Consider the following 23,771-nt stretch of genomic DNA (forward strand, 5'->3'; position numbering starts at 1 on the left):
GTGTGATCAGGCCGCCGGGAGGAGATCAGTGGAGAACAATGCCGGGCGGTGCGCCTCGCGGCTTTCGCTTCGCCGGCTTGTCGATGATCTTGGCCGCGTCGAGCGCGGCGGCGATGCCGTTGTCAGGCTCCAGCCTGCAGAAGACCGTATCGGGCTTCTTGCTGCCGTCGGCGGGCCGGGCAAACGCAAGGCTGAACATCAATCCGTAGCTGGGGTTATTCCAGACACCGGAGAACCGTCCGACATATTCGGCGCCGTCGCGGAAGGTGATCACGATCCATTGACCCGGATGAATTTCCGTCCCGCTCGACTGGACGATCGCGTGGTTTGCCATGACGGTTAGTCCTCACCATCTGGGAATGGATCATCGTCTCCAGACGGTGGCTCTTCCTTCGAAGCCGCGGCCTCGATGCGAGCCATGATGTCGGGGATCTCGGTCTCGTACTCGGACTTTCCGGCATCAAAGGATTCGAGCCAGAGCTTGTCGTCGGCGCTGCCGCCGTCGTAGCCGGAGACGCGATCGAGACCGTTCAGTCCGGCGAAGTATCCCTTGGCGCGGATCATCCCTTCGTTGTCGACACGATCGACGCGGGAGAAGAGATCACCCTTGATGCTCGGATCGGGGATGAGCCCGAGGTAGGCCAAGTTCTCCATGTCTCGTTTCAGCTTGTCGACCGGCTTCTGCTGATCTTCGGCCTTGAACGATTTGAGGAGGTGATCGAGCTGCGACGACGGGATACCGGCAGCTTTTGCGTTGAGGCGGTTCTCTTTCTTCTCCGCAGAGATAGATGCCGCTCTGGCATCAAGATCACGATCCTTGCGATGATAATGTGCAAGCGTAACGCGCCTCGTTCTTTCTTCCTTGCTGTTGTCGCCAATTGTTGCTGCTGGCATTGCCATCTCCTCGGTTGTCGGAAAAATCCGAAGGTTTCGGACACAAAAAAGGACGCCGCTGTCAGGCGTCCTCATCCAGTTCAGGGGCGATCCTCAATGCCAAGAGCGACAATGAACGACCGAAACGCAGCAACGAACGGGCGATGGAAATCCGCCTCCGGGCCATCCAGCAGTGCGTCTGCCCGGGCAATGAGTTCGTCGATGGATCTGATTTGTGCGCGGCCAAATTTGACACCTGCTTTTTCCTCGATTGCCCGCAATTCTTCGGCGCTGATCGATACGCGCGGGTCGGCGTACCAAACGTCCTTGGTTCTCGTGAAAGACCAATTGAGACGCGCTGCCGCGACGCGAATACGGTCCTTCACACTTTCGCCGCACGATCTGGGAGCGATGTGCCGCTTGAGAGCAGTGGAAGCAAAATCGACGCTGGACATTTCTGATTTTTCCGATGCTTTTTCGGACATTTCCAATTTTCCCTGTGCCACTAATCCGACGCGGCCAGGGTGGTGATTGAAAGGAGCCGCCGGCCGAAACCGAAGACCGATGCTGAGAGAGAGCGGCGCGAAGTTTGCGAGACCGGAGCGCCCTGCTCTGCTCGAAATTCAGAGGAACGAGTTGTTCCCGAAATCGATCTCGTCCCGCGCGTCCTCGCACTTGCGTCCGGCGATGCAGAAACACACGACCGACAGGACGCAGAGAAGGACGAAAACCGCAAAGATGATGGTGCACGCGATCAGCATGTTGCTTCTCCCACGATGGAAATTGCCCGCGTCTTGTTCGGCAGCCGCCGGATGACGCCGCGCACCTCAAGTTCGCTGAGGAGGTGGTGAACCGTCGTCTTGGACGACACGCCGAGGAAGGACTTCATCTCGTCGAAGTTCGGAGCCACGCCGGAGTTCTCGCGGATGTAGACCTTGATGAATTTGAAGAGCTTGTTCTGACGCTCGGTCAGCCCAACGGCGGCCGGCGCTTCCGGCGTGAATGGTTTGCTGCAGTGTGGGCAGGTGATCACGACCACTCCCCCGTGCGTATCGACTTGACCTGCGCGATAGCGAGCAAGATCAGGCCGGACAAAACGACAAGCGCCTCGGGCGCCCCAACCGCGTACACGACTGGCAACGACCGAAATGCAACAAGTGCCGTGCCGAAGATGCCGAGAAGGTTGAAGATGCGAGTGAAGGTCTTCATGCCGACCTCCCCGGTCTTGCGACCTGCTTCCTGTCCAGCCCGACGCCGCGTTCAATCGCGCGCTGGGCCATTGCGTCTTCAGGATCGTCGGGAAATTCCTCCGCGAACTTCTCGCGGAACTCAGCAAGCCAGTCGTGGCCGATTGGTTCGCGTTGCGTGGTCATGCGCCGCTCCCAACATCGTCGAGGATGAAATGAGGTGCCTGTCTCTCCAGGCTGTCGCGTCCATCATCAGACGTTGCAGGCTGGTAACCGCGTCCAGCCTCGCCTACTCGCATCTCCCGGCCAGCGGCCCGCATCGTGGGGTGATCGCTGCGTTGTTCGACGGATGCTTTCGCTTCGGGATCGGTATTCGGGTGCACCGGTACGATGTACGGCTGCCACGCGAGTGGCGGCTTTCCTGTCGTTGCGAAGCCGGCCCACTGGTTCCGCTTGCCGTCCCAGGCGGTCAGGCCGATTACCTTCCCGCATTCGGAGGCAAGCCAAAGCTTGCGGTCGCGAGGGGCGGAAGCGATATCGTGGTTCCAACCGGTCATTGTACCACCCCGAGCTTCGCCTGATGGTTGGCCGCCTTCGAAATCCAATCCGCCGGCAACCTATGCAGGTTCTCGTTCGCGAGAGCATGACGCTGCTTTTTCGGTATGGCGATCATCTGCTTGTGGAGCTTGTCGAGGCCACCCTTGCGCTTGATGCAGCCGGGAAAGAGCGTTTCAGCCGCCGTCCAGAAATCCGCGTCGGTAACGAGCATGGAGGTCTTGATGCCCCTCGCCCCAAGCATTGCTTGAACGCCGTCATGGGCCGCACGCTGAACCGTCTTCTGCCGGCGCGGCGCGTTACCGCGCGCTGCGATAAACTGCTCAAGCCTTCCGAGTTGGATGCGACCGTTCTCAGGCGAGCGATCGTTGAAATCGAAGCCGCCGAACTCTGCCAACTCTGCATCGCGATATTCCGTCGCAACGCATACTGCGGCCCAGAAATGGTTCATCAGCGGGTCGGTAAGATCGGCGCGCTGGTATCGGAGCTTGTTCGCGCAGGCTGGATAGGCGGAGACGTCGAGGCTCATTCGGCGGCCTCCGGTTGGGGGGCGGCACCGAATACGTCAGGCCTTAACTCATGCCGCGAAACACCAGTCAGCCGCTCGACATCGAGCACACGCTCAGCCGGCACTTTTTTCCATTGGGAAACGGCCTGGGAGCTTACACCCCCAAGTGCCTTTGCGAGGGCGGCAGGGCCACCAGCTTTCTCTTTGGCGATTTCGCATGAATTTTCCATGCACCATTGAAAGCATATCTTTCACACTAATGCAAGCATATCTTTCGATGATTGAAAGCGCCTCTTTCGACATATTGCCGCCCATGACTACCAAAGGCGCACGCATCAAACAGATTCGCGATAAAATGCAGCTCACCCAGCAGGCTTTTGCCGGAATTCTGGGGGTATCGCGCGGGGCCGTCGGCAATTGGGAACGAGATCAGGGGATTAAGGAGGAGAACATAGAGGTCATCTCCGAAAAGACCGGCGTCTCCTACGAATGGCTGGCAACCGGCCGAGGCAGCATGGACCCTAATGAAGTCGTTGCGCCACCGGCTGACGCAGCTGTGGCCCGCCAATTTCGTATTCCCGATCTTGCCATCTATGGCGGGATGGGCGGCGGCGGCGCGCTTTCAGTCATGACTAGCGAGAAAGGTGTACCTCTCGACCCTGATGACCTTCGGGGCTATTGGACGTTCCCCGAGTACATGGTGCGCGCCTTCCGGTCGCTAGAGGGCATCTATGCTTGGGAGGTCCGTGGCGACAGTATGAGCCCAACGTTAGCGGCCGGTTCTGTGGTCTTTGTGGATACCAACCAGAACAAACTTCCCCCTGATGATGTCTATGCGATCGACTATGGGGATGGCCTCGTAGTGAAGTCGCTGCAACTCGTCGGTGGTACCGATAAAGCCCTGGTAATCTCCGACAACCCGAAATACCCGCCGTTTGAAGTGCCGCGGGATTCTGTGACCGTGTACGGCCGAATCGTCGGCTGGTTCCAGTGGAGGGGGTAATGGCTGACGAAGAGGAAGATAAGCTTGGCAACCTGTTGTCTCACGGCTTCGAGATTAAGGCCTATTCGACCGCAATGATGGCTGCAGGTGCGATGGTCCATTCCATCCTTCTACAGAAAGGTATGGACGTGGTGACGGTGAACATTATCAAGACGGGAGCCAAGGAAGTCGGCAGAACCGTCGATGTGTTTTCTCCGCCCCCAGAGAAGAAAAAGGGATGGTTTTCGTGACCAGCCCTAACCGCTTCGATCTCCGCAAAGACGGTTTCGACACCTACGAGATATTCGACGTCCGCACCGGCCGGACGGTGAGCGTCGGCGGTAAGCCGCGGGCGAAGCTCAAGCTTGATGAGGCAGATATCTATCTTGACCTGCTGAACTGAGGGGACCAAGAGGCGGATGAGGAGACGCTGCAGTGAGCAAGCGGAAGACGACACCAGAGGAGATGCTTGAGACGGCTGCGATCATTCACTCAGCGACGACAGCGATCCTCCTGGCGCTGACGAAGACGCTTGAGGAGGCCGGCGTGATTCAGGCGGAGCACTTTGAGGCGAATGTCCGGATGCTGGCTGAGCGCACCGCTCGGGAGAAGTCCAAGCCGATGGCGGAAGTGATGTTCGACTTCGCCGATCAGCTCAGCAGGGATGAGCCGGAGGGGATCGCTTGAGCACGATCACCGATTTCGTTGCAGAATTGGTGCGTGCCGCGAATGAGATCGATAAGCTTGGCGACTTTGAGAAGCGCCGGCTGCTGGAGCGATCGGTCACCACCATCCGCGACATGCGGGATGAGGTTGGAATTCGGCAAAGCCGGACGACCGCTGATGCAGTGATTGATCTGCAAACGACTGCGGCGGCGCTCTATCAGGGGAAGCGCTCCAGCGAGGAGGTAAAGGCCGCCCTGCTCCACGCCGCGGAAATGATCCGGGCGCTGAAGATCATACTGGACGCTAAGGATGAGGTTACGGGCGGAGGGACGACGCATTGACGCCCTAAACGAGCATTTCGCTTGGTTTGCTAGACCAGCACCCAGTTTGCGACATGGAGGGACGACGTTGCGTGTATTCACCCACACTTTGTCGTCTCACCTGCGCTTTATCGACAAAGACGCGCATTTTCTATTAAAACACACATTTTAAGTCGAACCACACTTTTTCTGTTGACCCGCGCCGATCAGGTGTGGCAACGATTGCGTCAATCGCAGCGAATAAAGGTGTGCCCATGAACTCCGGCTTAGACAAAATCATTTCAAATCATGAGGGTTCCTTGTCTGATGGCGCTCATCACAGTTCTCCGAAATTTAGTTATAAGACTTACTGCGTAAGCAATCTTCGCGGGGGCATCGGGAAGTCAACGTTGAGTTTTAATTTGGCATACCTGATGGCGTGCAACCATAGCACACTTGTCGCGGACCTTTGCGCCCAAGGTAATTTAACCGATAGTTTGAATAATCTTCAGGCTGATCTCGACGTTAATATATACGACGCAATACAGCCTCGGCTGCTAGGCCCAGCATTTGGAGATATTCCGGAGGATATTTCCTATCTAATCAGCGGTAAGAATGAGGAATTTAAAGGCATAAAGGCATCGTACTTTATTCCAAGCAGCCCAGGTCTTTTCGCTTTTGCTAGCTCTCTGTATCAACAGCTTCAATTAGCCTCAACGCAATCAAATTCTTCAACAAAAGTAAAGAATATTCTACACACTATAAAGACTACATTAGATAAAGAATCGGAGCTTAAAAAGTGCGATCTTCAGATTCTTGATTGCAGCCCATTTTATACCGGCGCTACACATTTGGCGTGGTGCGCAAGTGAGGCGCTAATCATTCCTGTCCGCGTTGACGAGCACTCTATCAAGTCGCTTGAATTGACGCTCGACATGCTCGGAAACCCGTCCAGCGACTTCAATCAGTGGTTAAAGCGTGGGGGCAATCTGCGTCCTCCCAAGGTAGCCGCAATCGTTATGACAATGGTCGGCGCACGAAGTAATGTAAAAAAGACAAAGGATCGCGCGTCACTTTCATTCATTGAGCGTGCGTATAACGTCGCAAGTCAATATAGCGAACTTTTCGATAAAAAACCTGAAGATGCATTCGCAATAACCGATGACTTTACGTCATCAGGTAGGATCAGCGGTGCGCTCGGCATACCGATACCAAAGCTTCAGATCGGCAAGAGCTACACAATCGAGCCCAAGAAGCGGCTTGAGGTTTATGAGGCTAATAAAAAATACCGGCGGGAACTGGAGTATCTCACCTCACTTTTGTGAGCTTCATGTTTTCCGTTTGAGCCGACACTTCCCTCAGAGAGCCCGCTCCGGCGGGTTTCTTTTTGCCGATTGCACCTCCCCCACCCTTCCAATTACTACCCTCAGAGCAAGAACCTCTGAAAAGAGATAAAACCGTTATTATGATCTACCGTTATTAGGGGGGGCGCTGGTGCACCTTTGGCAAGGGGGCGCTGGTGCACCCTAGAAGGTGGCTTGCCACGCGAAAATGAGCCGGTAGTGATTGACGGCTCGATTGCGGATTCCGCGTTGCACCTGATCCTTTGAGATCAGTCCTTCCTCAATCAATTTCCCTACAGCTCGCTTCACCGTCGAAGGGCTCAAGCCGAGATCCTTCGCGATCGTTTTCTGCTGGTGCTTGGTGTGGTTGTCGCGCCGGTTCATGTGCATGGCGATGAAAATCCCTACACGCTGACAATCCGGTGAAAGGTAGGGGCGCCCCAGGACGTGCCGTATCCATTCGTCGCGGTCGCGGTACCAGTGGCCCGCTTCTGAAAGCTCTTGATCATTTTGCATGCCCGTAAAGCTACGCTTTCGCCAGATTGAAAGCAACGCTTTCTTTTTCGCTTGCGCCGAATTGAAAGATATGCTTTCATAATCTCGTAGACAGCGACCACGAAGAAGCAAACGCCGATCTGGTCGCGGTGAGATGGCAGCCAGCCAGCAACGGGAGGCGGTCATGTGAACAGCAGCTCGCAGAACGCGGTGGGGCGCGGGCCTCGAATATCTCCACCGCACGACAGCCGCCGGACTGATCTGCCCCAGGGCACGAAGAAACCGGCCGGCGCCAGCGGGAGACCGCGCAACTGAGGATGGATGGGGAAATGACGTACTCAATCGAACAGGCCCGCAAGATTTACGCGATGGGCTTCGTCCCGGCGACGGAAGCAGGTTTCAACCCCTGGCTGGCGCTGGAGACCATCCAGAACGCCGCACAGGCAGAGCGGGAAGCCAAGGCAGAAGCCCGCAAGGCGGACCTCAAGGTCGGCATGGTCGTCAATGACGGTCGCCTCGGCACGATCCTCTCGATCGAGGGGAACCACGTGATGCTCCAAGGCTATCTCGCCAAGCGCTCGGCTCACATTGCCGATCTTCACGACTGGTCGCACACGCCCGCAGCCTAACCACACCAACGCTTACGGCGGGCCTGAGTATTCGCGTGGGCCGCACAAATTCCAAACCCTGAGGAAAACAGAGATGGCGAAAATCATCAGAACCAAGACAAGAGCGGAAGGTGGTATCACGCCGGAGGAGAAGGCTCGCATGGACGAGCACGCGAAGCTCTGGATTTCCAGGGCGATGCGAACTGATCCGATTGAGCCGGAGAAGATCATTCCGGCCATCGAAGGACTATATAAAGTCGCTGGTCTGAAAAAGCCGCGCGTTGTCATCGTACCGTCTCCGCTAGTGATGGCATTTGCATATGGAGCATCTGCGGCGATTTGGTACGGCAGGAAGATTGGGCGTCAGGCGACGGATCAGGCGACGCGTCAGGCGACGTATCAGGCGACGGATCAGGCGACGTATCAGGCGACGTATCAGGCGACGGATCAGGCGACGCGTCAGGCGACGGATCAGGCGACGTATCAGGCGACGGATCAGGCGACGGATCAGGCGACGCGTCAGGCGACGTATCAGGCGACGCGTCAGGCGACGGATCAGGCGACGGATCAGGCGACGTATCAGGCGACGGATCAGGCGACGGATCAGGCGACGGATCAGGCGACGCGTCAGGCGACGTATCAGGCGACGCGTCAGGCGACGTATCAGGCGACGGAAGCATGCAGGGATTTAGCCGGAGACTTCGGGGTTATGTGTGCATCGCGTTGGTACAGTGGATACCAGGGCGGCAACATGTGGGCTGGATACGATTGCTACATAACAGCCTGCAGAGACATCCTCGGCCTCGAATTGCGAGAGCATGAAGGATACGCCTATTGGGAGCAGGCGGCGATCCATGGCGGATTTCGTGTCATGCACAAGGAATTCTGCCTCGTATCGGATTTTCCTGAGACGCTGAAGGTTGACGAGCAGAACCGACCGCATTGCGAGAACGGGCCGTCACATCGCTGGCGGGACGGCTGGTGCCTTTACTACTGGCACGGCGTGCAGGTTCCGGCCCATTGGATTGAGGAACGATCAAGTCTTAACCCCGTCGAGGTTTTAAGAGCCGAGAACGTCGAGCAGCGCGCGGCGGGAATGCAGATTTTGGGCGCGCGTATGATCCCGGCCTTAAAGCCGCGCATCATCGACGGAGATCCGGAAAGCGATATGGGCGCTCTCGTGGAGGTGACGTTGCCAGGGTTCCCCGAAACCGGCCTGTACCTTCAAGCAAAGTGCCCTCGAAACGGAACGATTTTCGAGGGCGTTCCCAAGGTATCCGACATTGATGGATTGCCAATCAACACCGCCCTTGCCGCTCAGGCTTGGCGGATCGGCGACCCGCAGTCGGAATATGCCCACCCTCCCCGCAGAACCTAACCAGAATCTTAAACCGAAAGGACCAACCGAAATGAAACAGGTTATTGGACAGCAGGGCGAAGTTCGCATCATCAAGATCGATGCACTTCCCGAAGGTATGCAGACGAAGCCGGCAGAGCGCGTTGCCAAGGGCTTTGTGATCTCTCACAGCGAGAGCGGCCACCATCATTGTGTAACGGGCGGCGATGTCATGGAGCGCGTCGATAACGTGCCGGCTGGCATGCAGAAGTTCTACGCAATCCTCGCCAAGCCGGAAGAGTTCGTACAGGACGCAGCCAACCCGCACGGCGGCTACAAGCTCGACCCTGGCATCTATGAATTCCGGGTAAGCCGGGAGTTCGACCCCTTCTCCGAACAGGCGCGTCGCGTTGCCGACTGATCCGCTTCTGCCTCGCCCATCCGTTGGGCGAGTTGGAAACGCGATCATGGAGAATAACCATGGAAACTGAATATCTCTTCGATGAAATCCACGTTCTCGGCGAAGGCCTGCTGGCATCCGGCAAGGCGATCTTGACGAGCGCCGGTGCCGGATACGAGGGCGAGTTCTACGTCTCGTCCATCACTCTCGACCGCGGCCCCACGATCCGCCGGGACATCCTCAAGATGCCTCCGAGCCTTGAGCAGTTCGTTTTCCAGAACGTCGCTCGCCAGATCGAGGATAGCCGGGACGCGCAGTCGGAATGGGATGATTTCGAGGAAGGCTTGAAGCAGCCCGATCCCGACCGTCTCCACGACGAGCGCCGCGACCGTGCCGCGATGGGGTGGCTGTGATGGACCCGAACAAGCTCAAACGACCGCTTGAACGTTGGGCCGGTTGCGCGGCGTGCGCTATCGCCAGCGGCTCCACCGCACAGATGATGTATTTCGGGGTAGAGGATGCGAAGTCCGACATTGCCGCACTGGCGGCCGAGGTGGCCGCCCGCGATGCACTGCTGCGCGAGGCTTATTCTGCGCTCGCCTTCGCCTTCAAACGAATCCATGGATCGGCCCGCACCCGCGATACCGAACTTGCTAATGATTTCGCCAAGACGCGCGGCAAGATCGAAAAGCTGCTCGGCAAGGAGACGGAATACCGACCGGAAGAAATCAGCCAGTCAGAAGCCCTGAATTTGGGCGTCGGCGGTCGAGGAGTTGTCGAATGAAAGACGCCCTCTCCGCCCTCGACCGCGCCCGCGAGATCAACGCCCGCATGGAAGCCAAGCGGGCCGAAGCAATCAACCTCATCAATCAGGCCGTCGCGCTGATCCTCGTGCTCTGCACCGTCGGGTTTTCGGCGATCGCCTTCGGCATTCCAGAACAGCAGCGGCTCGACCGCATCAACCAGGAGATTGCCTACCATGACTGAGCAGTCCATCGGCGCGCTCGCCTTGGCGCTCGTCAACAAGAGCAGCGGGGATGTCTTTACCGGAGTTGCGCGCTCATCTTCATTCGTGCCGGACTTCTTCGAGCGCTTTTTCGAGCGGTACATTGAAGAACCCATGACCGGGTGCTGGATCTGGTTGGGTTCTCGCGGGAAAGCTGGATACGGCAACTTCACCCTGGATCGCCGCGTCTATTACGCACACCGAACAGCATACGAGGCCACGCACGGCGAAGGCTCATCGATCGGTTATATCGTCAGGCATCGGTGCGATCTTCGATGCTGCGTTAATCCTGGACATCTGGTGGAAGGCCTCCCGATCGACAACGTCGAGGACGCTTGGCGCCGGAATCGGATGAACCCGGCTCGCGGGGAGGCCTCTGGCGCGGCGGTGTTGACCGAGGCCGAAGTGGCCTTGGCTAGGTCGCTGGCGGCGCACGGCACTCCTGTCAATGACGTAGCCGCCTCCCTCGGCATCGCGCGGAACACTATCGAATCCGCGATCACCGGCAGAACCTGGTCACACATCTCAGGCGCCCTAAGCCGCGCCGAGCTGACGCACAGCCCGATGCATCAAAATCACATCAAGGGCGAAGGTCATTACAAAAGCCGCCTCACCACTGAACAGGTTTCAGCCATCCGTACTCGCGTGGCGCGAGGCGAGCGAGGCATCGACCTCGCGGCTGAATACGGTGTGGCAAAATCCACCATCACGGCAATCAAAACCGGCCAAAATAGGAGGCACGGATGACATTTCTGCAAGTTGGCGAAGTAGCAGCGGTATCCATTATCGAGCGATGGGCTTGGTATATGGCAGCGCTGAAAACTCCCGAGAAAATCGGCTCATCTGACCTTCCCATCCACCCGAACGAATACCAGCTTGGGTACTATCGCACGCGGCGCAAGGGTGGCCCCTGGGAGCCGGTCGGAATTTATCCTGACGACGACGGCGTAGTGCATGCCTATCGAAATAACAGGGAAGTATCCGACATCCCGGAGCTTTTCACCTGGTCTTGCCGGTATCCTGTCACTCATCAGGCCTACATCGATGCCCTCGACGGCAAGGGCTGGCCGGATGACGACGAGGTTGTCGCCGCTCAGGTCAAGCCGTCGGAACCGACGATCGGCGACAACTCCGCCCCGGTCGACGAAGCCGACGTGCTCAAGGATCAGATCGAAAACGCCCTCAAGGGCATCGACGCCTACAACAAGATCACCGACGACGCGACGGCCTCGAAGGCTCAGTCCCTCCGCAACCGCCTGAACGAACTATCCGGCGATGCCGACAAGAAGCGCGACGAACTCAAGCGTCCGCATCTCGAAGCCGGCAAGGCGATCGACAAGCTTTGGATGCCGCTGGTCAAGTCGGCCAAGGAAGGCGCCAATGCAGTCAAGGCATCGCTGGACGCTTGGGAGACTGAAAAGCTCCGTCGTCGGCGCGAGGAAGAGCGCAAGGCCGAAGAGGCCCGCATTGCCGCTGAGAAGGCCGCCCGCGAGCAACAGGGCGAGGTCGAGGTGATCGACGCTCCGAAGGTCGAGGCACAGCCCGCGCCTCCTCCTACCGAGCCTGTAGGCCAGATCCGCGCCACCTACGGCAAGGCTGCATCCGTCAGCGTCAAAATCGTCGTTGATCAGGTGACCGATTGGCCCGCCCTCGCCTCCTACATGTCCAACCACCCCGAATGCCAGGACCTCTTGCGGAAGCTCGCCCAGCGCGCGCTCGACGCCGGCCGCACGAATATCCCTGGCATCACGGTAACCGAGAAGGCTGCAGTACGATGACCGATTTGCTCACACCCACACTCGCCGTCGCCGCCGTCAAGTTCAAATGGCAGAAGGACGACAAGAGCTATGACTATCTGGTTCCTACCGGTCTTGATCTCTCTCCCGGCGACAAGGTGATTGTCGAGACGCGCCGGGGAGAGACGGAGGTGGAGATCGTCGAGATCAAGGCCGGGTCCGACAAAGCGACAACAACTATCCTGCGCCGCGCCGACCCGGTCGAGCCGACCGCGCCGGAAGCCAAACCTGCCGAAGATTGGAATTTCTGATGAACCAGATAGCCACTCTGCAGCCATCACGCCTTCCGATCGCTCCGGCGGTCGCCAAGGAATTTGAGATTACCTCAGCCCAATGGCGCGTTCTCGTCGACCAGACGTTCCCAACCGCCAAGACGGTCGAGGCCATAACCATGGCCTTGTCTTATTGCCGGTCGCGGAACCTCGATATCTTCAAGAAGCCGGTCCACGTGGTGCCGATGTGGTCTTCCGCCCTTGGACGCATGGTCGAGACCGTTTGGCCAGGCATCGCCGAAATCCGCACCACCGCCACGCGCACCGGCGAATATGCCGGTATCGACGAGGTTCAGTTCGGCCCGATGACCGAACGCACTTTTACCGGACGCGTGAAGAACGGCAGCAATTGGGAAGAGATCAGCAAGACTGTCCGCTTCCCGGAATGGGCGAGCGTCATCGTCTATCGCTTCGTCAAGGGTCAGAAGATCGCTTTCCATACGAAGATCTTCTGGGAAGAGACCTACGCCAGCATGGGCAAGACGGACGTGCCGAATGACATGTGGGCACGCCGACCGCGTGGCCAGTTTGACAAGTGCGTGGAGGCTGCAGCTCTTCGTCGGGCATTCCCGGAAGAAGTCGGGAGCATGTATGCGGCCGAGGAAATGGAAGGTCGCGTTATCGACCACGATGCTGGAGAGCGCCAGCCTCCGAAACCGCCAGCGCCTCCGAAGCCTCCGGTCCCGCCGGCTACGCCTCGCCCCGTCGAGAAGGAACCTGAGCACGATGAACCGTCGGTCGAGCAGATCGCCGAAGCGAACGAAGAGGTCTTCGACGCGACCGCGTTCTTTGAGGAGCTCGAAGCGGAAATGGCCCAGGCCGCGACTGTCGAGGATGTCGAGGAAGTGTGGACCGCTCGCGATCCCCTCGCCGTGTTCGACGGAGACGACATCAACCAAGGCATCGCGAAGGCGATCAAGAACCGCCGTCTCAAGGAAATCGGAGGCTGATATGTCGAAGGGCGATTTCCCCGCGCTGCGCATGATCGTCGACGGGGGCCGGCTCTCCCCGGCCACCGCCTTCGACGCGGAGCGGCTGAACAGCTACCGCCGCGGCACCGTCGTGTTCTGCAAGTTCACGGAAGAGAAAGACCGTGTCCTTGTCCGGAAGTGGTTCGCGATCATCGGCCTAGTGCTGAAACAGTGCGAGACGCCCTGGAAGAACAAGGACGAAGCCCACGAGGCGATCAAGCTCGCGCTCGGCATCGTCAACCTGTCCAAGACGGTCAGCGGCCAGTGGATGCAATATCCCCGCAGCCTCAGTTACCTTGAAGACCCGGAACTGCAGGAAGCGCTCGAACAGATGATCGCGCTCCTCAGCCGCATGACCGGTGTCGACGTCGAAACGCTCCGCAAGGAAGCCGCCGACGTCGGCCGCGAAATCGAACATTCCAATTCCGACGAGACCGCTCCCCCTCCCGGCCCGTCGGATGATGCTGGTGACACCGCCCTGCCGTCATCAGCCGCAGCGGGCGAGGAAATGGATTCCCCCTCCTCGTCTTCGCCCGCTGCCACCCTTTCGGATGCCGAATGGCTCCAGACCGCCGCCCGCATGCTGTGGGCTGCGACCAACGTCGGAGACGACACCGAGGCGAACCTATCCATCCTCAACGCTCAGCGGCTTGCCGTGGGCGATATCGAGGCCACGCCGTCACAGCCTACCAAGGACAAGGCCGGTTCGGTTTATCGGCAATGTAAGGCTGTCGTCCTCTCCGAGGTCGATCGGGCGACGGCGCTGAAATTCATTGCGAACATGGCCGGCATGGAGCCGAAGGAACTGGAGGTGAACAATGGCTAAGGAACAGCGCACCATTTACAAATGCGATTGCTGTGGGACGCCAGACCTACCGAAAGCCCGCGGACTGCACATCACAATCATGGGGGTAGACAGCGGGGGCTATCCGAATATCCAGGTGAAGCTGGAAGACGTGTGCACCGACTGCTACGGCGAGCTATTCCAGGTTTCAGCGATCTTGCGCGATACCATCGACCGGCTCCGGGCCGCGGCGAAGTCGAAAAAGGCGGGTGCAGTATGACCCGCAAAGCCCGCGCCTTCATCCTCCGCCTCTACGACAAGCGCAGCCCGCTCGGCACCGCCGACGACGACCTTCATGCTTATCTTGTGGCCGCCGGCTACTGCTACTCCACGCCTGACGGAAGGCTTCTCATGCTCACCAGAGACGGGAAGGACTACGCCAGGGAACAGCGGAGGGCGGCGGCATGAGTTTCCTCCTCAAGCGCTATGACGTCACGGTGGCCGGTTTCCGATCTCATCCTTATGACGCTCATTCTCCGGCGGCTGCCAGAGTGCAGGCTTGGCATTCCTACTGTTCCTATCGGCAGGTGTCGTTCAAGGAGTTCCTTAAGATCAGCGCCGTCAAGCGCGGGGCCGATCCGGAAGGATACGGGCGCCAGATCACCGTCAGCGGTGAGCCTGCACATTTTGTCAGCCGCGACAGCCAGTATGTTCGGTTTGTCCGTCCGGGCGAGACGCGGGCTTTAATTTCGCATCCGTTGGACGTGCGGGAGGTCTCGCCATGAGCCTATCCTTCGACAAAGAAGCGATCATGTCGACGATCACCGACGGCATGAAGATGAAATCCCAGATGCTGAAGAAGGGGATCACGTCGGCGCGGGTGAAATGCCCGAAGTGCGACGGGATGCTCCACGCTCGCCTCGCCGGTCGGAAGAACCATATCCGGTTCTGGTGCGACGGCCCTTGCAAACGCCAGATGATGGAGTGAGCCATGGCCCGCACCGAATTCACCCGTAAGACGAAGCAGGAAGCCTTGAAGCGCGCCGGCTACCGGTGCGAGGCATCTGGCACCCGCTACGGCTTCAACGAAGGCCAGCGCTGCAATTGCGACCTGTCGCTCGGCGTGCAGTTCGATCATGCTGTGCCTGATGCACTTGGAGGCGATAACAGCCTCGAAAATTGCATGTCGGTCTGCGTACCATGCCATGGTTGGAAGACGCGCAATGACGTGAAACAGATCGCCAAGAGCAAGCGGCAGCGCGATAAGCACACCGGCGTCATCCGCCCGGCGTCCAAGATCAAATCCGCACCTTTCCCCAAATCTCCGAAGGCAGCGAAGCGGCAGCCCAAGCAGGCATTGCCGCCGCGCCCTCTCTATCAGGAGCCGAACGCATGATCACGAAGGAAATGATTGAAGCCGTTGCATGGTCGCCATCACCTCAGGAAGGAATGCCGTGGGGCATGCTCCTTAATGACAGGGCAATCGAGAACATACTGAACATTGGCTTGGCGAACTGCGCCGCCCTCACCCCCTCTGCTGGTGAAGCGGAGCCGGTGGCTTGGGCGGACCCTCAGACGATAGCAGAGCTTGCGGAGGAAGAAGACGCGTTTCCCAATCCTGTCCTGTCAACGAAGAAGCGCGGCGTGTTTACCGTCCCCCTCTACACCCGCCCCGCGAAAGGAGACATGAGATGAGCGATATCGTGGAGCGCTTGAAGACGATGACGACCAACACCGGCAGAGACTATCGCTCCGGGCAGGAGTTCGTTCATGCTGGGGAGAGCCAAGATATCGTGGATACGATGCGCGATGCCATTGCCAGCATCGAGCAGATTGAGCGCGAGAACGCCGAACTGCGCTCCGAACGCACATCCGTCCGCTCACAGGCGCGGGTAGAGGCGATGGAGGAAGCGGCGAAGGAACTCGACAAAATCTCCGAAGCCTTCACGAGGATAGGAGAGCACCCGGAAGCCAATGAAAAGCGAGCGAATGGAGTCAGCAGCCTTCTAGATGTGGTCGCCGCCGCCATACGTCGCCTTGCGGAGCAGGAGGGGACGGAATGAAGCCGCGCCCGTACCGTTGCCCAGGCTGCGACAGAGAGGCGTTCGTGCACGTCCAGCGGACAACGCTGCATTCGTTCGGCAAAGGCGGTCTGGTCTATTCGATCTCATGCCGGCGCCACGATGACGAATCCATCCTCAAAGGAGGCCGTCTTCCAAATTCATGTTTGGGAGAGTGGTTTTCCGTGCGGCCGTTCACAACCGAAACCAATGCGATCAGCGATTGGAATAACTGCATTATCGAAATGGCGGCGTCAGCGCTCGGCATCACGGTTAAGCAGGCGCTTGCGATCAAGGAAGGCCGAGCCGACCTCCGAGAGGAGCAGTAGATGGGGCGCCGCGCCGTAGCCTTTACCGAGGATTCAGTTTCCCGCGCGATCCGGGCTGTAAAAAAGGCCGGCGTCGAGGTCAAGACCATTCGCATCGAGCCGAATGGTTCCGTTGTGATCAACGGGGATAACGGGGAAATCACAGAAAAGCAGATTGAAGAAAGCGCTGGTGGCTATCTCTGATGCCAGACATGCCCCGTCCTCGTTACCAATACGTTCAGCGACAAATCACCAGACACGGAAAGGTCGTCTGGTATTTCCGAATTGGGGATGGGCCGCGTGAACGACTTCCGGATGAATATGGCTCAAAAGAGTTTGTCGCCGCGTGGAAGGCTCTTATGGCTGGCCAGTCGATCGAGACTCAGCCCGCGGGGAAGCACACGCTTCAATGGTTGGTCGATAAGTACCAGCAGAGCGCTGCGTTCAAGGGGTTGAAGGAATCAACCCAGGCGAACCGCCGAAACATCCTGAAAAAGGTTTGCGAGACCGGCGGGAAACTCCTTATCTCGCAAATCAATCGAACTACGATCGCCGCCGGCCGGGACAGGAGAGCAGACACGCCTCATGCTGCGATCAATTTCATGAAGGTGATGGGCTATCTCTTCGAATGGGCTGTGGATGCAGGCTATGCGAAGGTCAATCCGGTCCGCGATGTCAAGCGACCGAAGGTGAAGTCCAGCGGCTTCAAACCATGGACGGAAGAAGATGTAATCGCCTTTTACAAAAAACATGGAGCGGGGACACAAGAGCGTCTGGCATTGGAGATCATGTTATTCACCGGCCTCCGTCGTTGCGATGCTTACCGGCTGGGGCCACAACACATCAAGAATGGCGTGATTGAGATCCGGGCACAAAAGAACGGGGAAGAACTGTTCATACCGGTTGATCCAATCCTAGCCTCATCACTGGATAGGGTGCAAACTGGTCACCTCGCCTATTTGGTGACACCAAAGCAAGGACGTCCGTTTAAGAGCGAAGCATCATTCGGGAATTGGTTCGGGAAAGCCTGCTCCGATGCAGACGTGAGCGGGCGGGCGCACGGCGTCCGAAAACAACTAGCGCAGAGGCTGGCTGAGGCGGGAGGGAGTAATGCCGAGTTGAAGGCGTTGTTCGGATGGAACTCGGATGCAATGGCGGCGCTCTATACGAAAAATGCGGATAAGCGGAAGCTTTCTCAGGCCGCGGCGCAGAAACTAAAAGCGAACAGTCTATCCCCCCACCCTAATGATGGTGAGGGGTTGGCTGAAAATGATCAAGCAAATACAGATGCTTGAAAAAGTGCTGGCGACCCCTGCAGGACTCGAACCTGCGACCTGCTGCTTAGAAGGCAGCTGCTCTATCCAGTTGAGCTAAGGGGCCGATCCCGTTGCAGCGCCCGACTGTCTGTGCCGGGCGGGCGAATTCAGTGAGTCCAGGGCTGGCTGCGGTTGAAGCGGAAATTATCGGTATAGGAAACAACCTGACGGACCGGCTCCTTCGGCTCGACCACGCGGTATTCGATACCTTCACGTTTGGCGTATGCTTCAGCCTGTTCGCGGGTTTCGAATGTCAGACGCAGTTGCTGCTTCATGTCGCCCGAGGACGTATAGCCGAGGATCGGATCGATGCGGCGCGGCTGTTCCTGATCGAATTCCAGCACCCAGAGATGGGTCTTTGCCTTGCCGGACTGCATGGCGGTTTTTGCGGGGCGATAGATCTTCGCGGACATTCCAGTAACGCTCCATGAACCGGACGGATAAAGGAGCCTCACCTGGAAAGCGTGGTCGGAGTGGAGAGATTCGAACTCCCGACCCTCTGGTCCCAAACCAGATGCGCTACCAGACTGCGCTACACTCCGTTCCTACGTTGGTTGCGAGATACACGGTTCCCTTCTGCGTCGCAACACCAAAATAGAACCTTCCTTACCCGAAAGAAAAGTTGCCGGGGATCACCACTGGTTGCCAATGCGTTTGGCGATAACCTTGTCGCCCACCGCGATGCCGAGGGCCTTTGCACGGCCGGCATTGATCTCCAGCACGAATTTCACCGGCCCCTGCGAGTCGATGATGTCCCGCGAGAAAGGCACCGCATTCTCCCTGATATGGGAGATCGTGCCGTCGCCCTGAATGAATAGCATATCGAGGGCTAGGACGGTGTTCTCCATCCACATGGAGACCCGGCGGGGCTGGCCGAAATCGAACAGCATGCCGTGATCCGGCGCCATCTCCTTGCGGTACATCAGGCCGTGCTGCCGCTGCGCATCGGTGACGGCCAGTTCGATGGAGAACTTGTAGGCCTGGCCGCCCGCCGTCCTGATCGAAAGCTCGTCGCGCGGGAAAGTCATCTCCTGCGCAACCGCGCCGCCCACCAAGAGCAGAAAAAGCGCCGCGAGGGCGCTTTTCATAAAAATGGAAAACGTAACACGCATCAGTGCGACCGGTTTACAGGGTTCGGATTGTCGGGATGGATTTCCGCAGCCATCAGCCCCTTTTCGCCGGGCCCATAGCGAACCAGCACCACCTGACCGGGACGCAATTCCGTCAGGCCAAAACGCCGCAGCGTCTCCATGTGCACGAAAATGTCCTCGGTCCCCTCGCCGCGGGTCAGGAAGCCGAAGCCCTTGGTCCGGTTGAACCATTTCACCAGCGCCCGTTCCAGACCGCTCGTGGCGGTCACCTGCACATGCGTGCGCACCGGCGGAAGCTGCGAGGGATGAACGGCGGTCGACTGATCCATGGACAGGATGCGGAAGGCCTGATAGCCGCGATCCCGCTTCTGCACCACCGCGACGATGCGCGTTCCCTCGAGGATCGTCTGGTATCCGTCGCGCCTGAGGCAGGTGACGTGCAGAAGGACATCCTGCATGCCGTTATCCGGAACGATGAAGCCGAAGCCCTTCGCCACGTCGAACCATTTGACGACGCCGGTGATCTCGATCAGCTCAACCGGCTCTCCCGAGAGCTCCTCGAAACCGGCAACGCCCTTCGATGACATCCTGTCTGCCATATCCTGTCGGCCCCTCGATTACGCGTTACGACGTGACGGTTTTAACTGATTCTTAGAGGATAGATTAACATCCCGCTAACCGTCCAGCGCAAGTCCCCGTCTTGGCTTTATCCACCTTCATCTCTATCCAGGGTGGCTTGCTCCAAGCTGGCGTCCGCGCCATATCCGACAGGCATTTTTCGGAGGGAGACATCACAATGCGTTATCTTCATACCATGGTCCGGGTGAAAGACCTGGATGCTTCGCTTCATTTCTACACGACCGTTTTCGGCCTCGAGGAAATCCGCCGCACGGAAAACGACAAGGGCCGCTTCACGCTGGTGTTCCTTGCTGCCCGCGACGACATCCGGGCCGCGAAGGAAAATCTCGCCCCGTGCGTCGAACTCACCTACAACTGGGATACGGAAGATTACACCGGCGGGCGCAACTTCGGCCACCTCGCCTATGAGGTCGACAATATCTACGACTTCTGCAGACACCTGCAGGACAACGGCATCACCATCAACCGTCCACCGCGCGAGGGCCGCATGGCCTTCGTGAAGTCTCCGGACGGCATTTCGATCGAGCTTCTCCAGAAGGGAGAAAACCTGCCGGTCGCCGAGCCCTGGGCTTCCGCACCGAATATCGGCACCTGGTAATGTCCCCCCATGGTGCGGCGGCTCCGTCGCCGCACCTTCCCGGCCGGTGCAACCTTGCACCAGGCTGACCTCGCACCCGCCCGGCGGCGCCCGACGGCTTGTCCTCATCAGGCTTCCGCGAGAAGCTTTGAGCCATGATTCGCGGCACGACAACCGCGACGCGAGCCGATGGGTCATTCCTTGCCGAAAACACCTTTCCTTCACCCGCATGTCCCTATGGCGCTGGCAATCGCCTGCGCCCTGGCACTGAGCGGCTGCACCACGACCAGCAAGACCGCCGATGCGACGGCCGGGCAGCCAAAGGCGGCCAAACCGGCAAGCGCCAAGGGCATTCTCGCCAAGGGCGGCACGACGGCTTCGAATCTCTATGTCGATCCGGTCGTCTCCAAGGCTCCCGGGCAGCAACAGGCCCAAGCGCCGGCCCCCGCTGCGGTCCCGGCCGCCGAGAACGCCTTCCCGCCCGCACCCGCCGCGCAGCAGCAGGCCTCGATTGCCGGACTTGCCACCCAGCCGACCGCCGTCCGGGCTGGCATCGGCACGATCTTCTCGGCCAACCCGCCGATGCCTGCCGCGGCAGCCCCTTCGGCAAACGGGCCGGTGCCGGCCGAGCTGCCACGACGGAATTTCAACGCTACGACCGCCAGTCTCTTCGGCCTGCAGCAGCCGGCGCCGGCCGCAGCTTGCGGCACCGACGAACGGGGAAATCCGATAAGCTGCTGATTTGGCAATCCTTTCGCGCCTTCCTCATGACGAAAACGACTTGTCATTTTTTTGCAAAAAAGATGGTTTTGGCGCTTGCGGGAAAGAAATCACCTCTCTATAAGAGCGCTCACCGCACGCGCCCTTCGTCTATCGGTTAGGACGCCAGATTTTCATTCTGGAAAGAGGGGTTCGACTCCCCTAGGGCGTGCCACTCTCCCCCTTACAAGTCATTGCTTTTTCTGGTTTATCAGCCTTCGTGGAAGCGCATTCGCGCGCGTGATTTTTTTACGTTGGCGAAGCGAAAAAGTGCAATTTTGCGCTTGCGGGAAATCAGCTCCCTCACTATAAGGGCGCTCACCGCACGCGCCCTTCGTCTATCGGTTAGGACGCCAGATTTTCATTCTGGAAAGAGGGGTTCGACTCCCCTAGGGCGTGCCAACATCACCTCAAGTCAAATATTTGGAAAAGGCCGGACAGAAGTCCATCCTTTGGGATTTCGTTGATGCTCATGCCATAGAGCCGCCGTGCGTCCGCACGGCGCCCCAAACCTGTCGAATCCACGCGTCGCGGATGCCCGGCAAGACGGCAGCGCTCCCGGATCGGTCCAAAAAACTGATCCACATCAATGACATCGCCCTCCATTTCGTGTTTGACGAACGCTCGCCTTGCGCCGATCGGCGCACAAAGGAGCATGGACATGGCACCTCGCGCTTTCGCACCAGTCAGGATCGGCATGTATGGGACGACCGGCGATGTCAGGACGGTCAGGTGCGTGTTCGGGGCCTCCGAAGTCCTACTTGAGCAGTGGCCCTGTTTCAGCGGCGACGGGTACATTCACGCGCTTCAGTCCTGCATAGACGGCATAACCGGCAGGGTTCCCCCGGAAGCCGTAAGAGCCGCACTGATCGCGGCTGCCCAGGAGGCGAATATCGCATTCACTGGCTGAACCAGCAGCGCTTCCCCGGGGATTCCACCGCCATGACGAAAATGGGATTGTTCCGGAGGTCGGATAAGACGGCTTGCGGCGTGCCCGCCCTATTCTCGCTCCCCCGTGACGGCGCCTGCCGTTACATAGCCTTCACCGCGTCGAGCAGACGAATCTGGATTCGGCGGTTGCCCTGCCAGTGATCGGCGGTCAGGCAGCCGGCGGCGTGGATCTGCGATCCCCGCGAATTGAGCAGCAGGTTCCCGAGCGGCGTCTCTGCCGCGCGGAATGCTATTCCCTCGATTCGCGAACCGTCCGCCGCCTCCAGCGTCACCTTGACATGCGCGGCGCCGACAAGGCGCGCATCCTTCAGGCGATGGGCGGGAATGACGAAGACCGGCTGCGCATGTCCGGAGCCATAGGGGCCGGCCTGTTCGAGCATGTCGAAAAGCTCCAGCGTCGCGCCGGAGGCGGAGAGCGCTCCGTCGATTTTCAGAACATGGCTGGCCACCAGCGACGGCACGCTTTCGCCCGCCATCTCCTCGAAAAATGCTCGCAGGCGGCCGAGATTGACGCGCTCGACCGTCAATCCCGCCGCCATGGCATGGCCGCCCCCCTTCACGAGAAGGCCAGCCTCCACCGCGGCCCGCACCATGCGGCCCATGTCGAAACCGTTGATGGAGCGGCCGGACCCGGTTCCCTTGCCGGACGGATCGAAGGCGATCGCGAACGCGGGTCGCTTGAACTTTTCCTTGAGCCTTGCGGCGATCAGCCCGACGATGCCGGGGTGCCAGTTGTCATGCGCCGTCAAAAGCACCGAGGCGTCCTCGCCCGTCCCATATTCGGCGAGCACTTCCGCTTCCGCTTCCGCGAGCATGGCCGCTTCCATGGCCTGCCGTTCGCGGTTCAATTCGTCCAGCCGCCCGGCTATCTCTTCGGCCTCGATCGCGTCATCGAGCGTCAGCAGCCTGCTTCCGAGCGCGGCATCGCCGATACGGCCGCCGGCGTTGATGCGCGGACCGATAAGGAAACCGAGATGATAGGGCGTCACTGGTCCACCCAGCCCCGCCTTGCGAAAGAGCGCCGCAAGCCCCGCATTTCCCATATGGCGTGCCGCAAGCAGGCCTTTGACCACATAGGCGCGATTGAGCCCCTTGAGCGGCACCACGTCGCAGACGGTCGCCAGCGCCACGAGGTCCAGCCAGCCAAGCAGGTCCAGTGATCTGGCGCGCGGATCGCCACGTTCGCGCAGGAAGCGGGCCGCAGCCACCAGAACCATGAAGACGACGCCTGCCGCGCAGAGATGGCCCTGGCCGGAAAGATCGTCCTCGCGGTTCGGATTGACCAGCGCCAGGCATGGAGGCAGTTCGTGGCCAAGCTGGTGATGGTCGATCACCACGACATCGCATTTCTCCTCGCGGGCCGCCGCGAGCGCGTCAAAGCTGGTGGAGCCGCAGTCCACGGTCACGATCAGCTTCGCGCCGTTGGCGATCAGCTGGCGGATCGCTGCGGGATTAGGCCCATACCCCTCGAAGATGCGGTCAGGGATGTAGATTTCCGCCTCGACACCGAAATGCCGCAGGAAGCGATAGAGCAATGCGGAGGAGGCCGCCCCGTCGACGTCGTAGTCGCCGAAGATCGCAACCTTCTCCCGTCTTGCGACCGCGTCGGCCAGCCGCGTCACCGCCTTTTCGCAGTCGGTGAGAGTGAACGGCTCGGGCATCAGCGCGCGGATCGTGGGATCGAGAAAGGCAGGCGCGTCGTCGAGGGAAACGCCGCGCCCGGCGAGCACGCGCGCGACGAGATCGGGAATGCCGTGGACCTGGGCAATCGCAAGCGCCCGGTTCTGGGCGGCCTGATCGAGACGCGAAATCCAGCGCTGGTCGCCTGCTGAGCGTTCAACACCGAGGAATGCGCGCGGCACGGGATCAACCGTTTCCGCCGCCGAGGAAAGCGCGGAGATAAATCTGGTCATCGACCGCTTTTAGCGTATCCGGAGCAAAACAGGAATCCACCTTACCGAAGCATCATGTGGATTCAGCAACCTGTCT

At 59.2% G+C, this 23,771-nt stretch carries 46 protein-coding genes and 4 tRNA genes; 32 read left to right on the forward strand and 18 right to left on the reverse strand.

Translation table 11 applies throughout. The features are described 5' to 3' along the window. Positions 1–25 precede the first annotated feature (25 nt). From ACFFP0_RS24700 to ACFFP0_RS24745, 10 genes are all read right to left on the reverse strand, one after another. Positions 26–334 carry a hypothetical protein gene (locus ACFFP0_RS24700; protein ID WP_377264877.1) on the reverse strand — a complete coding sequence of 103 codons (309 nt, stop codon included), beginning with the start codon at positions 332–334 and terminating at the stop codon, positions 26–28. 5 nt (positions 335–339) lie between these two features. Further along, positions 340–894, reverse strand: coding sequence for a hypothetical protein (locus ACFFP0_RS24705; protein WP_377264878.1), 555 nt, complete (start codon positions 892–894; stop codon positions 340–342). A gap of 80 nt (positions 895–974) precedes the next feature. Beyond that, entirely contained in the window at positions 975–1,358 is a 384-nt protein-coding gene (locus tag ACFFP0_RS24710) for a hypothetical protein (RefSeq protein ID WP_377264879.1), read from the reverse strand. A 138-nt stretch (positions 1,359–1,496) separates the two neighbouring features. Continuing rightward, entirely contained in the window at positions 1,497–1,634 is a 138-nt protein-coding gene (locus ACFFP0_RS24715; protein WP_377264880.1) for a hypothetical protein, read from the reverse strand. After that, positions 1,628–1,912, reverse strand: coding sequence for a LexA family protein (locus tag ACFFP0_RS24720; protein WP_377264881.1), 285 nt, complete (start codon positions 1,910–1,912; stop codon positions 1,628–1,630). Before ACFFP0_RS24720 ends, ACFFP0_RS24715 begins: the two co-directional genes overlap by 7 nt. Further along, positions 1,903–2,082 (reverse strand): hypothetical protein, encoded by a 180-nt coding sequence (locus ACFFP0_RS24725; RefSeq protein ID WP_377264882.1) that lies wholly within the window; start codon positions 2,080–2,082, stop codon positions 1,903–1,905. The genes ACFFP0_RS24720 and ACFFP0_RS24725 overlap by 10 nt, the downstream gene beginning before the upstream one ends. Further along, positions 2,079–2,246 carry a hypothetical protein gene (locus ACFFP0_RS24730; protein WP_377264883.1) on the reverse strand — a complete coding sequence of 56 codons (168 nt, stop codon included), beginning with the start codon at positions 2,244–2,246 and terminating at the stop codon, positions 2,079–2,081. Before ACFFP0_RS24730 ends, ACFFP0_RS24725 begins: the two co-directional genes overlap by 4 nt. Further along, the gene (locus tag ACFFP0_RS24735; protein WP_377264884.1) at positions 2,243–2,617 is read right to left on the reverse strand and encodes a hypothetical protein; all 375 of its coding nucleotides are present in this window, start codon (positions 2,615–2,617) and stop codon (positions 2,243–2,245) included. Before ACFFP0_RS24735 ends, ACFFP0_RS24730 begins: the two co-directional genes overlap by 4 nt. Continuing rightward, positions 2,614–3,144: a hypothetical protein gene (locus tag ACFFP0_RS24740; protein ID WP_377264885.1), complete on the reverse strand. Its 531-nt coding sequence runs from the start codon at positions 3,142–3,144 to the stop codon at positions 2,614–2,616. The genes ACFFP0_RS24735 and ACFFP0_RS24740 overlap by 4 nt, the downstream gene beginning before the upstream one ends. Further along, positions 3,141–3,353, reverse strand: coding sequence for a transcriptional regulator (locus ACFFP0_RS24745; RefSeq protein ID WP_377264886.1), 213 nt, complete (start codon positions 3,351–3,353; stop codon positions 3,141–3,143). The genes ACFFP0_RS24740 and ACFFP0_RS24745 overlap by 4 nt, the downstream gene beginning before the upstream one ends. A 47-nt stretch (positions 3,354–3,400) precedes the next feature. Between ACFFP0_RS24745 and ACFFP0_RS24750 the strand changes: the two genes are divergently transcribed. From ACFFP0_RS24750 to ACFFP0_RS24775, 6 genes are all read left to right on the forward strand, one after another. After that, the gene (locus ACFFP0_RS24750) at positions 3,401–4,126 is read left to right on the forward strand and encodes an XRE family transcriptional regulator (RefSeq protein ID WP_377264887.1); all 726 of its coding nucleotides are present in this window, start codon (positions 3,401–3,403) and stop codon (positions 4,124–4,126) included. Then, on the forward strand, positions 4,126–4,356 hold the full coding sequence (locus ACFFP0_RS24755) for a hypothetical protein (RefSeq protein ID WP_377264888.1): 231 nt from the start codon (positions 4,126–4,128) through the stop codon (positions 4,354–4,356). The genes ACFFP0_RS24750 and ACFFP0_RS24755 overlap by 1 nt, the downstream gene beginning before the upstream one ends. Then, positions 4,353–4,508 carry a hypothetical protein gene (locus ACFFP0_RS24760; protein ID WP_377264889.1) on the forward strand — a complete coding sequence of 52 codons (156 nt, stop codon included), beginning with the start codon at positions 4,353–4,355 and terminating at the stop codon, positions 4,506–4,508. Before ACFFP0_RS24755 ends, ACFFP0_RS24760 begins: the two co-directional genes overlap by 4 nt. A gap of 32 nt (positions 4,509–4,540) precedes the next feature. Then, positions 4,541–4,792, forward strand: coding sequence for a hypothetical protein (locus ACFFP0_RS24765; protein WP_377264890.1), 252 nt, complete (start codon positions 4,541–4,543; stop codon positions 4,790–4,792). Next, on the forward strand, positions 4,789–5,112 hold the full coding sequence (locus ACFFP0_RS24770) for a hypothetical protein (RefSeq protein ID WP_377264891.1): 324 nt from the start codon (positions 4,789–4,791) through the stop codon (positions 5,110–5,112). The genes ACFFP0_RS24765 and ACFFP0_RS24770 overlap by 4 nt, the downstream gene beginning before the upstream one ends. A 233-nt stretch (positions 5,113–5,345) precedes the next feature. Then, positions 5,346–6,395, forward strand: a complete 1,050-nt coding sequence (locus ACFFP0_RS24775; RefSeq protein ID WP_377264892.1) for a ParA family protein — start codon at positions 5,346–5,348, stop codon at positions 6,393–6,395. 201 nt (positions 6,396–6,596) lie between these two features. On the opposite strand, the gene ACFFP0_RS24780 is transcribed toward ACFFP0_RS24775, so the two are convergent. Beyond that, positions 6,597–7,094, reverse strand: a complete 498-nt coding sequence (locus ACFFP0_RS24780; protein WP_377264893.1) for a helix-turn-helix domain-containing protein — start codon at positions 7,092–7,094, stop codon at positions 6,597–6,599. Between the two features lie 143 nt (positions 7,095–7,237). On the opposite strand from ACFFP0_RS24780, the gene ACFFP0_RS24785 reads away from it, so the two are divergent. From ACFFP0_RS24785 to ACFFP0_RS24885, 21 genes are all read left to right on the forward strand, one after another. After that, on the forward strand, positions 7,238–7,537 hold the full coding sequence (locus tag ACFFP0_RS24785; protein ID WP_377264894.1) for a hypothetical protein: 300 nt from the start codon (positions 7,238–7,240) through the stop codon (positions 7,535–7,537). Positions 7,538–7,610: 73 nt separating this feature from the next. Further along, a complete protein-coding gene (locus tag ACFFP0_RS24790) occupies positions 7,611–8,894 on the forward strand; it encodes a DUF6745 domain-containing protein (protein WP_377264895.1) in 1,284 nt (427 codons plus the stop codon). A 31-nt stretch (positions 8,895–8,925) separates the two neighbouring features. Continuing rightward, entirely contained in the window at positions 8,926–9,273 is a 348-nt protein-coding gene (locus ACFFP0_RS24795; RefSeq protein ID WP_377264896.1) for a DUF8820 family protein, read from the forward strand. Positions 9,274–9,332: 59 nt separating this feature from the next. After that, positions 9,333–9,665, forward strand: a complete 333-nt coding sequence (locus ACFFP0_RS24800; RefSeq protein WP_377264897.1) for a hypothetical protein — start codon at positions 9,333–9,335, stop codon at positions 9,663–9,665. Beyond that, positions 9,665–10,036 (forward strand): hypothetical protein, encoded by a 372-nt coding sequence (locus ACFFP0_RS24805; RefSeq protein WP_377264898.1) that lies wholly within the window; start codon positions 9,665–9,667, stop codon positions 10,034–10,036. The genes ACFFP0_RS24800 and ACFFP0_RS24805 overlap by 1 nt, the downstream gene beginning before the upstream one ends. Continuing rightward, entirely contained in the window at positions 10,033–10,239 is a 207-nt protein-coding gene (locus ACFFP0_RS24810; protein WP_377264899.1) for a hypothetical protein, read from the forward strand. The genes ACFFP0_RS24805 and ACFFP0_RS24810 overlap by 4 nt, the downstream gene beginning before the upstream one ends. Beyond that, entirely contained in the window at positions 10,232–11,005 is a 774-nt protein-coding gene (locus ACFFP0_RS24815) for an HNH endonuclease (RefSeq protein WP_377264900.1), read from the forward strand. Before ACFFP0_RS24810 ends, ACFFP0_RS24815 begins: the two co-directional genes overlap by 8 nt. Then, on the forward strand, positions 11,002–12,036 hold the full coding sequence (locus ACFFP0_RS24820) for a hypothetical protein (RefSeq protein WP_377264901.1): 1,035 nt from the start codon (positions 11,002–11,004) through the stop codon (positions 12,034–12,036). Before ACFFP0_RS24815 ends, ACFFP0_RS24820 begins: the two co-directional genes overlap by 4 nt. Further along, positions 12,033–12,305 carry a hypothetical protein gene (locus tag ACFFP0_RS24825; RefSeq protein ID WP_377264902.1) on the forward strand — a complete coding sequence of 91 codons (273 nt, stop codon included), beginning with the start codon at positions 12,033–12,035 and terminating at the stop codon, positions 12,303–12,305. The genes ACFFP0_RS24820 and ACFFP0_RS24825 overlap by 4 nt, the downstream gene beginning before the upstream one ends. Then, positions 12,305–13,276: a phage recombination protein Bet gene (gene bet / locus ACFFP0_RS24830; protein WP_377264903.1), complete on the forward strand. Its 972-nt coding sequence runs from the start codon at positions 12,305–12,307 to the stop codon at positions 13,274–13,276. Before ACFFP0_RS24825 ends, bet begins: the two co-directional genes overlap by 1 nt. Position 13,277: 1 nt before the next feature. Then, entirely contained in the window at positions 13,278–14,123 is an 846-nt protein-coding gene (locus ACFFP0_RS24835; protein ID WP_377264904.1) for a hypothetical protein, read from the forward strand. Next, positions 14,116–14,361 (forward strand): hypothetical protein, encoded by a 246-nt coding sequence (locus ACFFP0_RS24840; protein WP_377264905.1) that lies wholly within the window; start codon positions 14,116–14,118, stop codon positions 14,359–14,361. Before ACFFP0_RS24835 ends, ACFFP0_RS24840 begins: the two co-directional genes overlap by 8 nt. After that, positions 14,358–14,549 carry a hypothetical protein gene (locus tag ACFFP0_RS24845; RefSeq protein WP_377264906.1) on the forward strand — a complete coding sequence of 64 codons (192 nt, stop codon included), beginning with the start codon at positions 14,358–14,360 and terminating at the stop codon, positions 14,547–14,549. The genes ACFFP0_RS24840 and ACFFP0_RS24845 overlap by 4 nt, the downstream gene beginning before the upstream one ends. Then, positions 14,546–14,866 carry a hypothetical protein gene (locus tag ACFFP0_RS24850; protein ID WP_377264907.1) on the forward strand — a complete coding sequence of 107 codons (321 nt, stop codon included), beginning with the start codon at positions 14,546–14,548 and terminating at the stop codon, positions 14,864–14,866. The genes ACFFP0_RS24845 and ACFFP0_RS24850 overlap by 4 nt, the downstream gene beginning before the upstream one ends. Then, a complete protein-coding gene (locus tag ACFFP0_RS24855; protein ID WP_377264908.1) occupies positions 14,863–15,069 on the forward strand; it encodes a hypothetical protein in 207 nt (68 codons plus the stop codon). Before ACFFP0_RS24850 ends, ACFFP0_RS24855 begins: the two co-directional genes overlap by 4 nt. A 3-nt stretch (positions 15,070–15,072) precedes the next feature. Beyond that, positions 15,073–15,477 (forward strand): HNH endonuclease, encoded by a 405-nt coding sequence (locus tag ACFFP0_RS24860; protein ID WP_377264909.1) that lies wholly within the window; start codon positions 15,073–15,075, stop codon positions 15,475–15,477. Continuing rightward, on the forward strand, positions 15,474–15,776 hold the full coding sequence (locus tag ACFFP0_RS24865) for a hypothetical protein (RefSeq protein WP_377264910.1): 303 nt from the start codon (positions 15,474–15,476) through the stop codon (positions 15,774–15,776). Before ACFFP0_RS24860 ends, ACFFP0_RS24865 begins: the two co-directional genes overlap by 4 nt. Then, positions 15,773–16,144, forward strand: coding sequence for a hypothetical protein (locus tag ACFFP0_RS24870; protein WP_377264911.1), 372 nt, complete (start codon positions 15,773–15,775; stop codon positions 16,142–16,144). Before ACFFP0_RS24865 ends, ACFFP0_RS24870 begins: the two co-directional genes overlap by 4 nt. Beyond that, entirely contained in the window at positions 16,141–16,470 is a 330-nt protein-coding gene (locus ACFFP0_RS24875) for a hypothetical protein (RefSeq protein ID WP_377264912.1), read from the forward strand. The genes ACFFP0_RS24870 and ACFFP0_RS24875 overlap by 4 nt, the downstream gene beginning before the upstream one ends. Continuing rightward, entirely contained in the window at positions 16,471–16,653 is a 183-nt protein-coding gene (locus ACFFP0_RS24880; protein WP_046797163.1) for a hypothetical protein, read from the forward strand. 155 nt (positions 16,654–16,808) lie between these two features. Further along, positions 16,809–17,744, forward strand: a complete 936-nt coding sequence (locus ACFFP0_RS24885) for a tyrosine-type recombinase/integrase (RefSeq protein WP_377264913.1) — start codon at positions 16,809–16,811, stop codon at positions 17,742–17,744. A gap of 8 nt (positions 17,745–17,752) precedes the next feature. On the opposite strand, the gene ACFFP0_RS24890 is transcribed toward ACFFP0_RS24885, so the two are convergent. The 5 genes from ACFFP0_RS24890 to ACFFP0_RS24910 form a co-directional block, all read right to left on the reverse strand. Continuing rightward, a tRNA-Arg gene (locus ACFFP0_RS24890) sits at positions 17,753–17,829 on the reverse strand. 43 nt (positions 17,830–17,872) lie between these two features. Next, positions 17,873–18,178 (reverse strand): ETC complex I subunit, encoded by a 306-nt coding sequence (locus ACFFP0_RS24895; RefSeq protein ID WP_377264914.1) that lies wholly within the window; start codon positions 18,176–18,178, stop codon positions 17,873–17,875. 52 nt (positions 18,179–18,230) lie between these two features. Continuing rightward, a tRNA-Pro gene (locus ACFFP0_RS24900) sits at positions 18,231–18,307 on the reverse strand. Positions 18,308–18,397: 90 nt separating this feature from the next. Next, a complete protein-coding gene (locus ACFFP0_RS24905; protein WP_377264915.1) occupies positions 18,398–18,853 on the reverse strand; it encodes a DUF192 domain-containing protein in 456 nt (151 codons plus the stop codon). 23 nt (positions 18,854–18,876) lie between these two features. Further along, positions 18,877–19,455 carry a cold-shock protein gene (locus tag ACFFP0_RS24910; RefSeq protein ID WP_377264916.1) on the reverse strand — a complete coding sequence of 193 codons (579 nt, stop codon included), beginning with the start codon at positions 19,453–19,455 and terminating at the stop codon, positions 18,877–18,879. Between the two features lie 197 nt (positions 19,456–19,652). Between ACFFP0_RS24910 and gloA the strand changes: the two genes are divergently transcribed. The 4 genes from gloA to ACFFP0_RS24930 all read left to right on the forward strand — a co-directional run bounded on the left by gloA (position 19,653) and on the right by ACFFP0_RS24930 (position 21,233). Next, positions 19,653–20,093: a lactoylglutathione lyase gene (gene gloA, locus ACFFP0_RS24915; RefSeq protein ID WP_377264917.1), complete on the forward strand. Its 441-nt coding sequence runs from the start codon at positions 19,653–19,655 to the stop codon at positions 20,091–20,093. Between the two features lie 216 nt (positions 20,094–20,309). Beyond that, on the forward strand, positions 20,310–20,813 hold the full coding sequence (locus ACFFP0_RS24920) for a hypothetical protein (protein WP_377264918.1): 504 nt from the start codon (positions 20,310–20,312) through the stop codon (positions 20,811–20,813). Between the two features lie 118 nt (positions 20,814–20,931). After that, positions 20,932–21,006, forward strand: a tRNA-Glu gene (locus tag ACFFP0_RS24925). A gap of 152 nt (positions 21,007–21,158) precedes the next feature. Next, positions 21,159–21,233: transfer RNA gene (locus ACFFP0_RS24930), tRNA-Glu, on the forward strand. A 3-nt stretch (positions 21,234–21,236) separates the two neighbouring features. Here ACFFP0_RS24930 and ACFFP0_RS24935 read toward each other — a convergent pair. Further along, the gene (locus ACFFP0_RS24935) at positions 21,237–21,494 is read right to left on the reverse strand and encodes a hypothetical protein (RefSeq protein WP_377264919.1); all 258 of its coding nucleotides are present in this window, start codon (positions 21,492–21,494) and stop codon (positions 21,237–21,239) included. On the opposite strand from ACFFP0_RS24935, the gene ACFFP0_RS24940 reads away from it, so the two are divergent. Further along, positions 21,493–21,741 carry a DUF982 domain-containing protein gene (locus ACFFP0_RS24940; RefSeq protein ID WP_377264920.1) on the forward strand — a complete coding sequence of 83 codons (249 nt, stop codon included), beginning with the start codon at positions 21,493–21,495 and terminating at the stop codon, positions 21,739–21,741. The genes ACFFP0_RS24935 and ACFFP0_RS24940 overlap by 2 nt on opposite strands. A gap of 121 nt (positions 21,742–21,862) precedes the next feature. On the opposite strand, the gene recJ is transcribed toward ACFFP0_RS24940, so the two are convergent. Then, the gene (gene recJ, locus ACFFP0_RS24945; RefSeq protein ID WP_377264921.1) at positions 21,863–23,695 is read right to left on the reverse strand and encodes a single-stranded-DNA-specific exonuclease RecJ; all 1,833 of its coding nucleotides are present in this window, start codon (positions 23,693–23,695) and stop codon (positions 21,863–21,865) included. Between the last annotated feature and the right edge of the window lie 76 nt (positions 23,696–23,771).

Source organism: Neorhizobium puerariae, from assembly GCF_042429745.1.
Lineage (GTDB): Bacteria > Pseudomonadota > Alphaproteobacteria > Rhizobiales > Rhizobiaceae > Neorhizobium > Neorhizobium puerariae.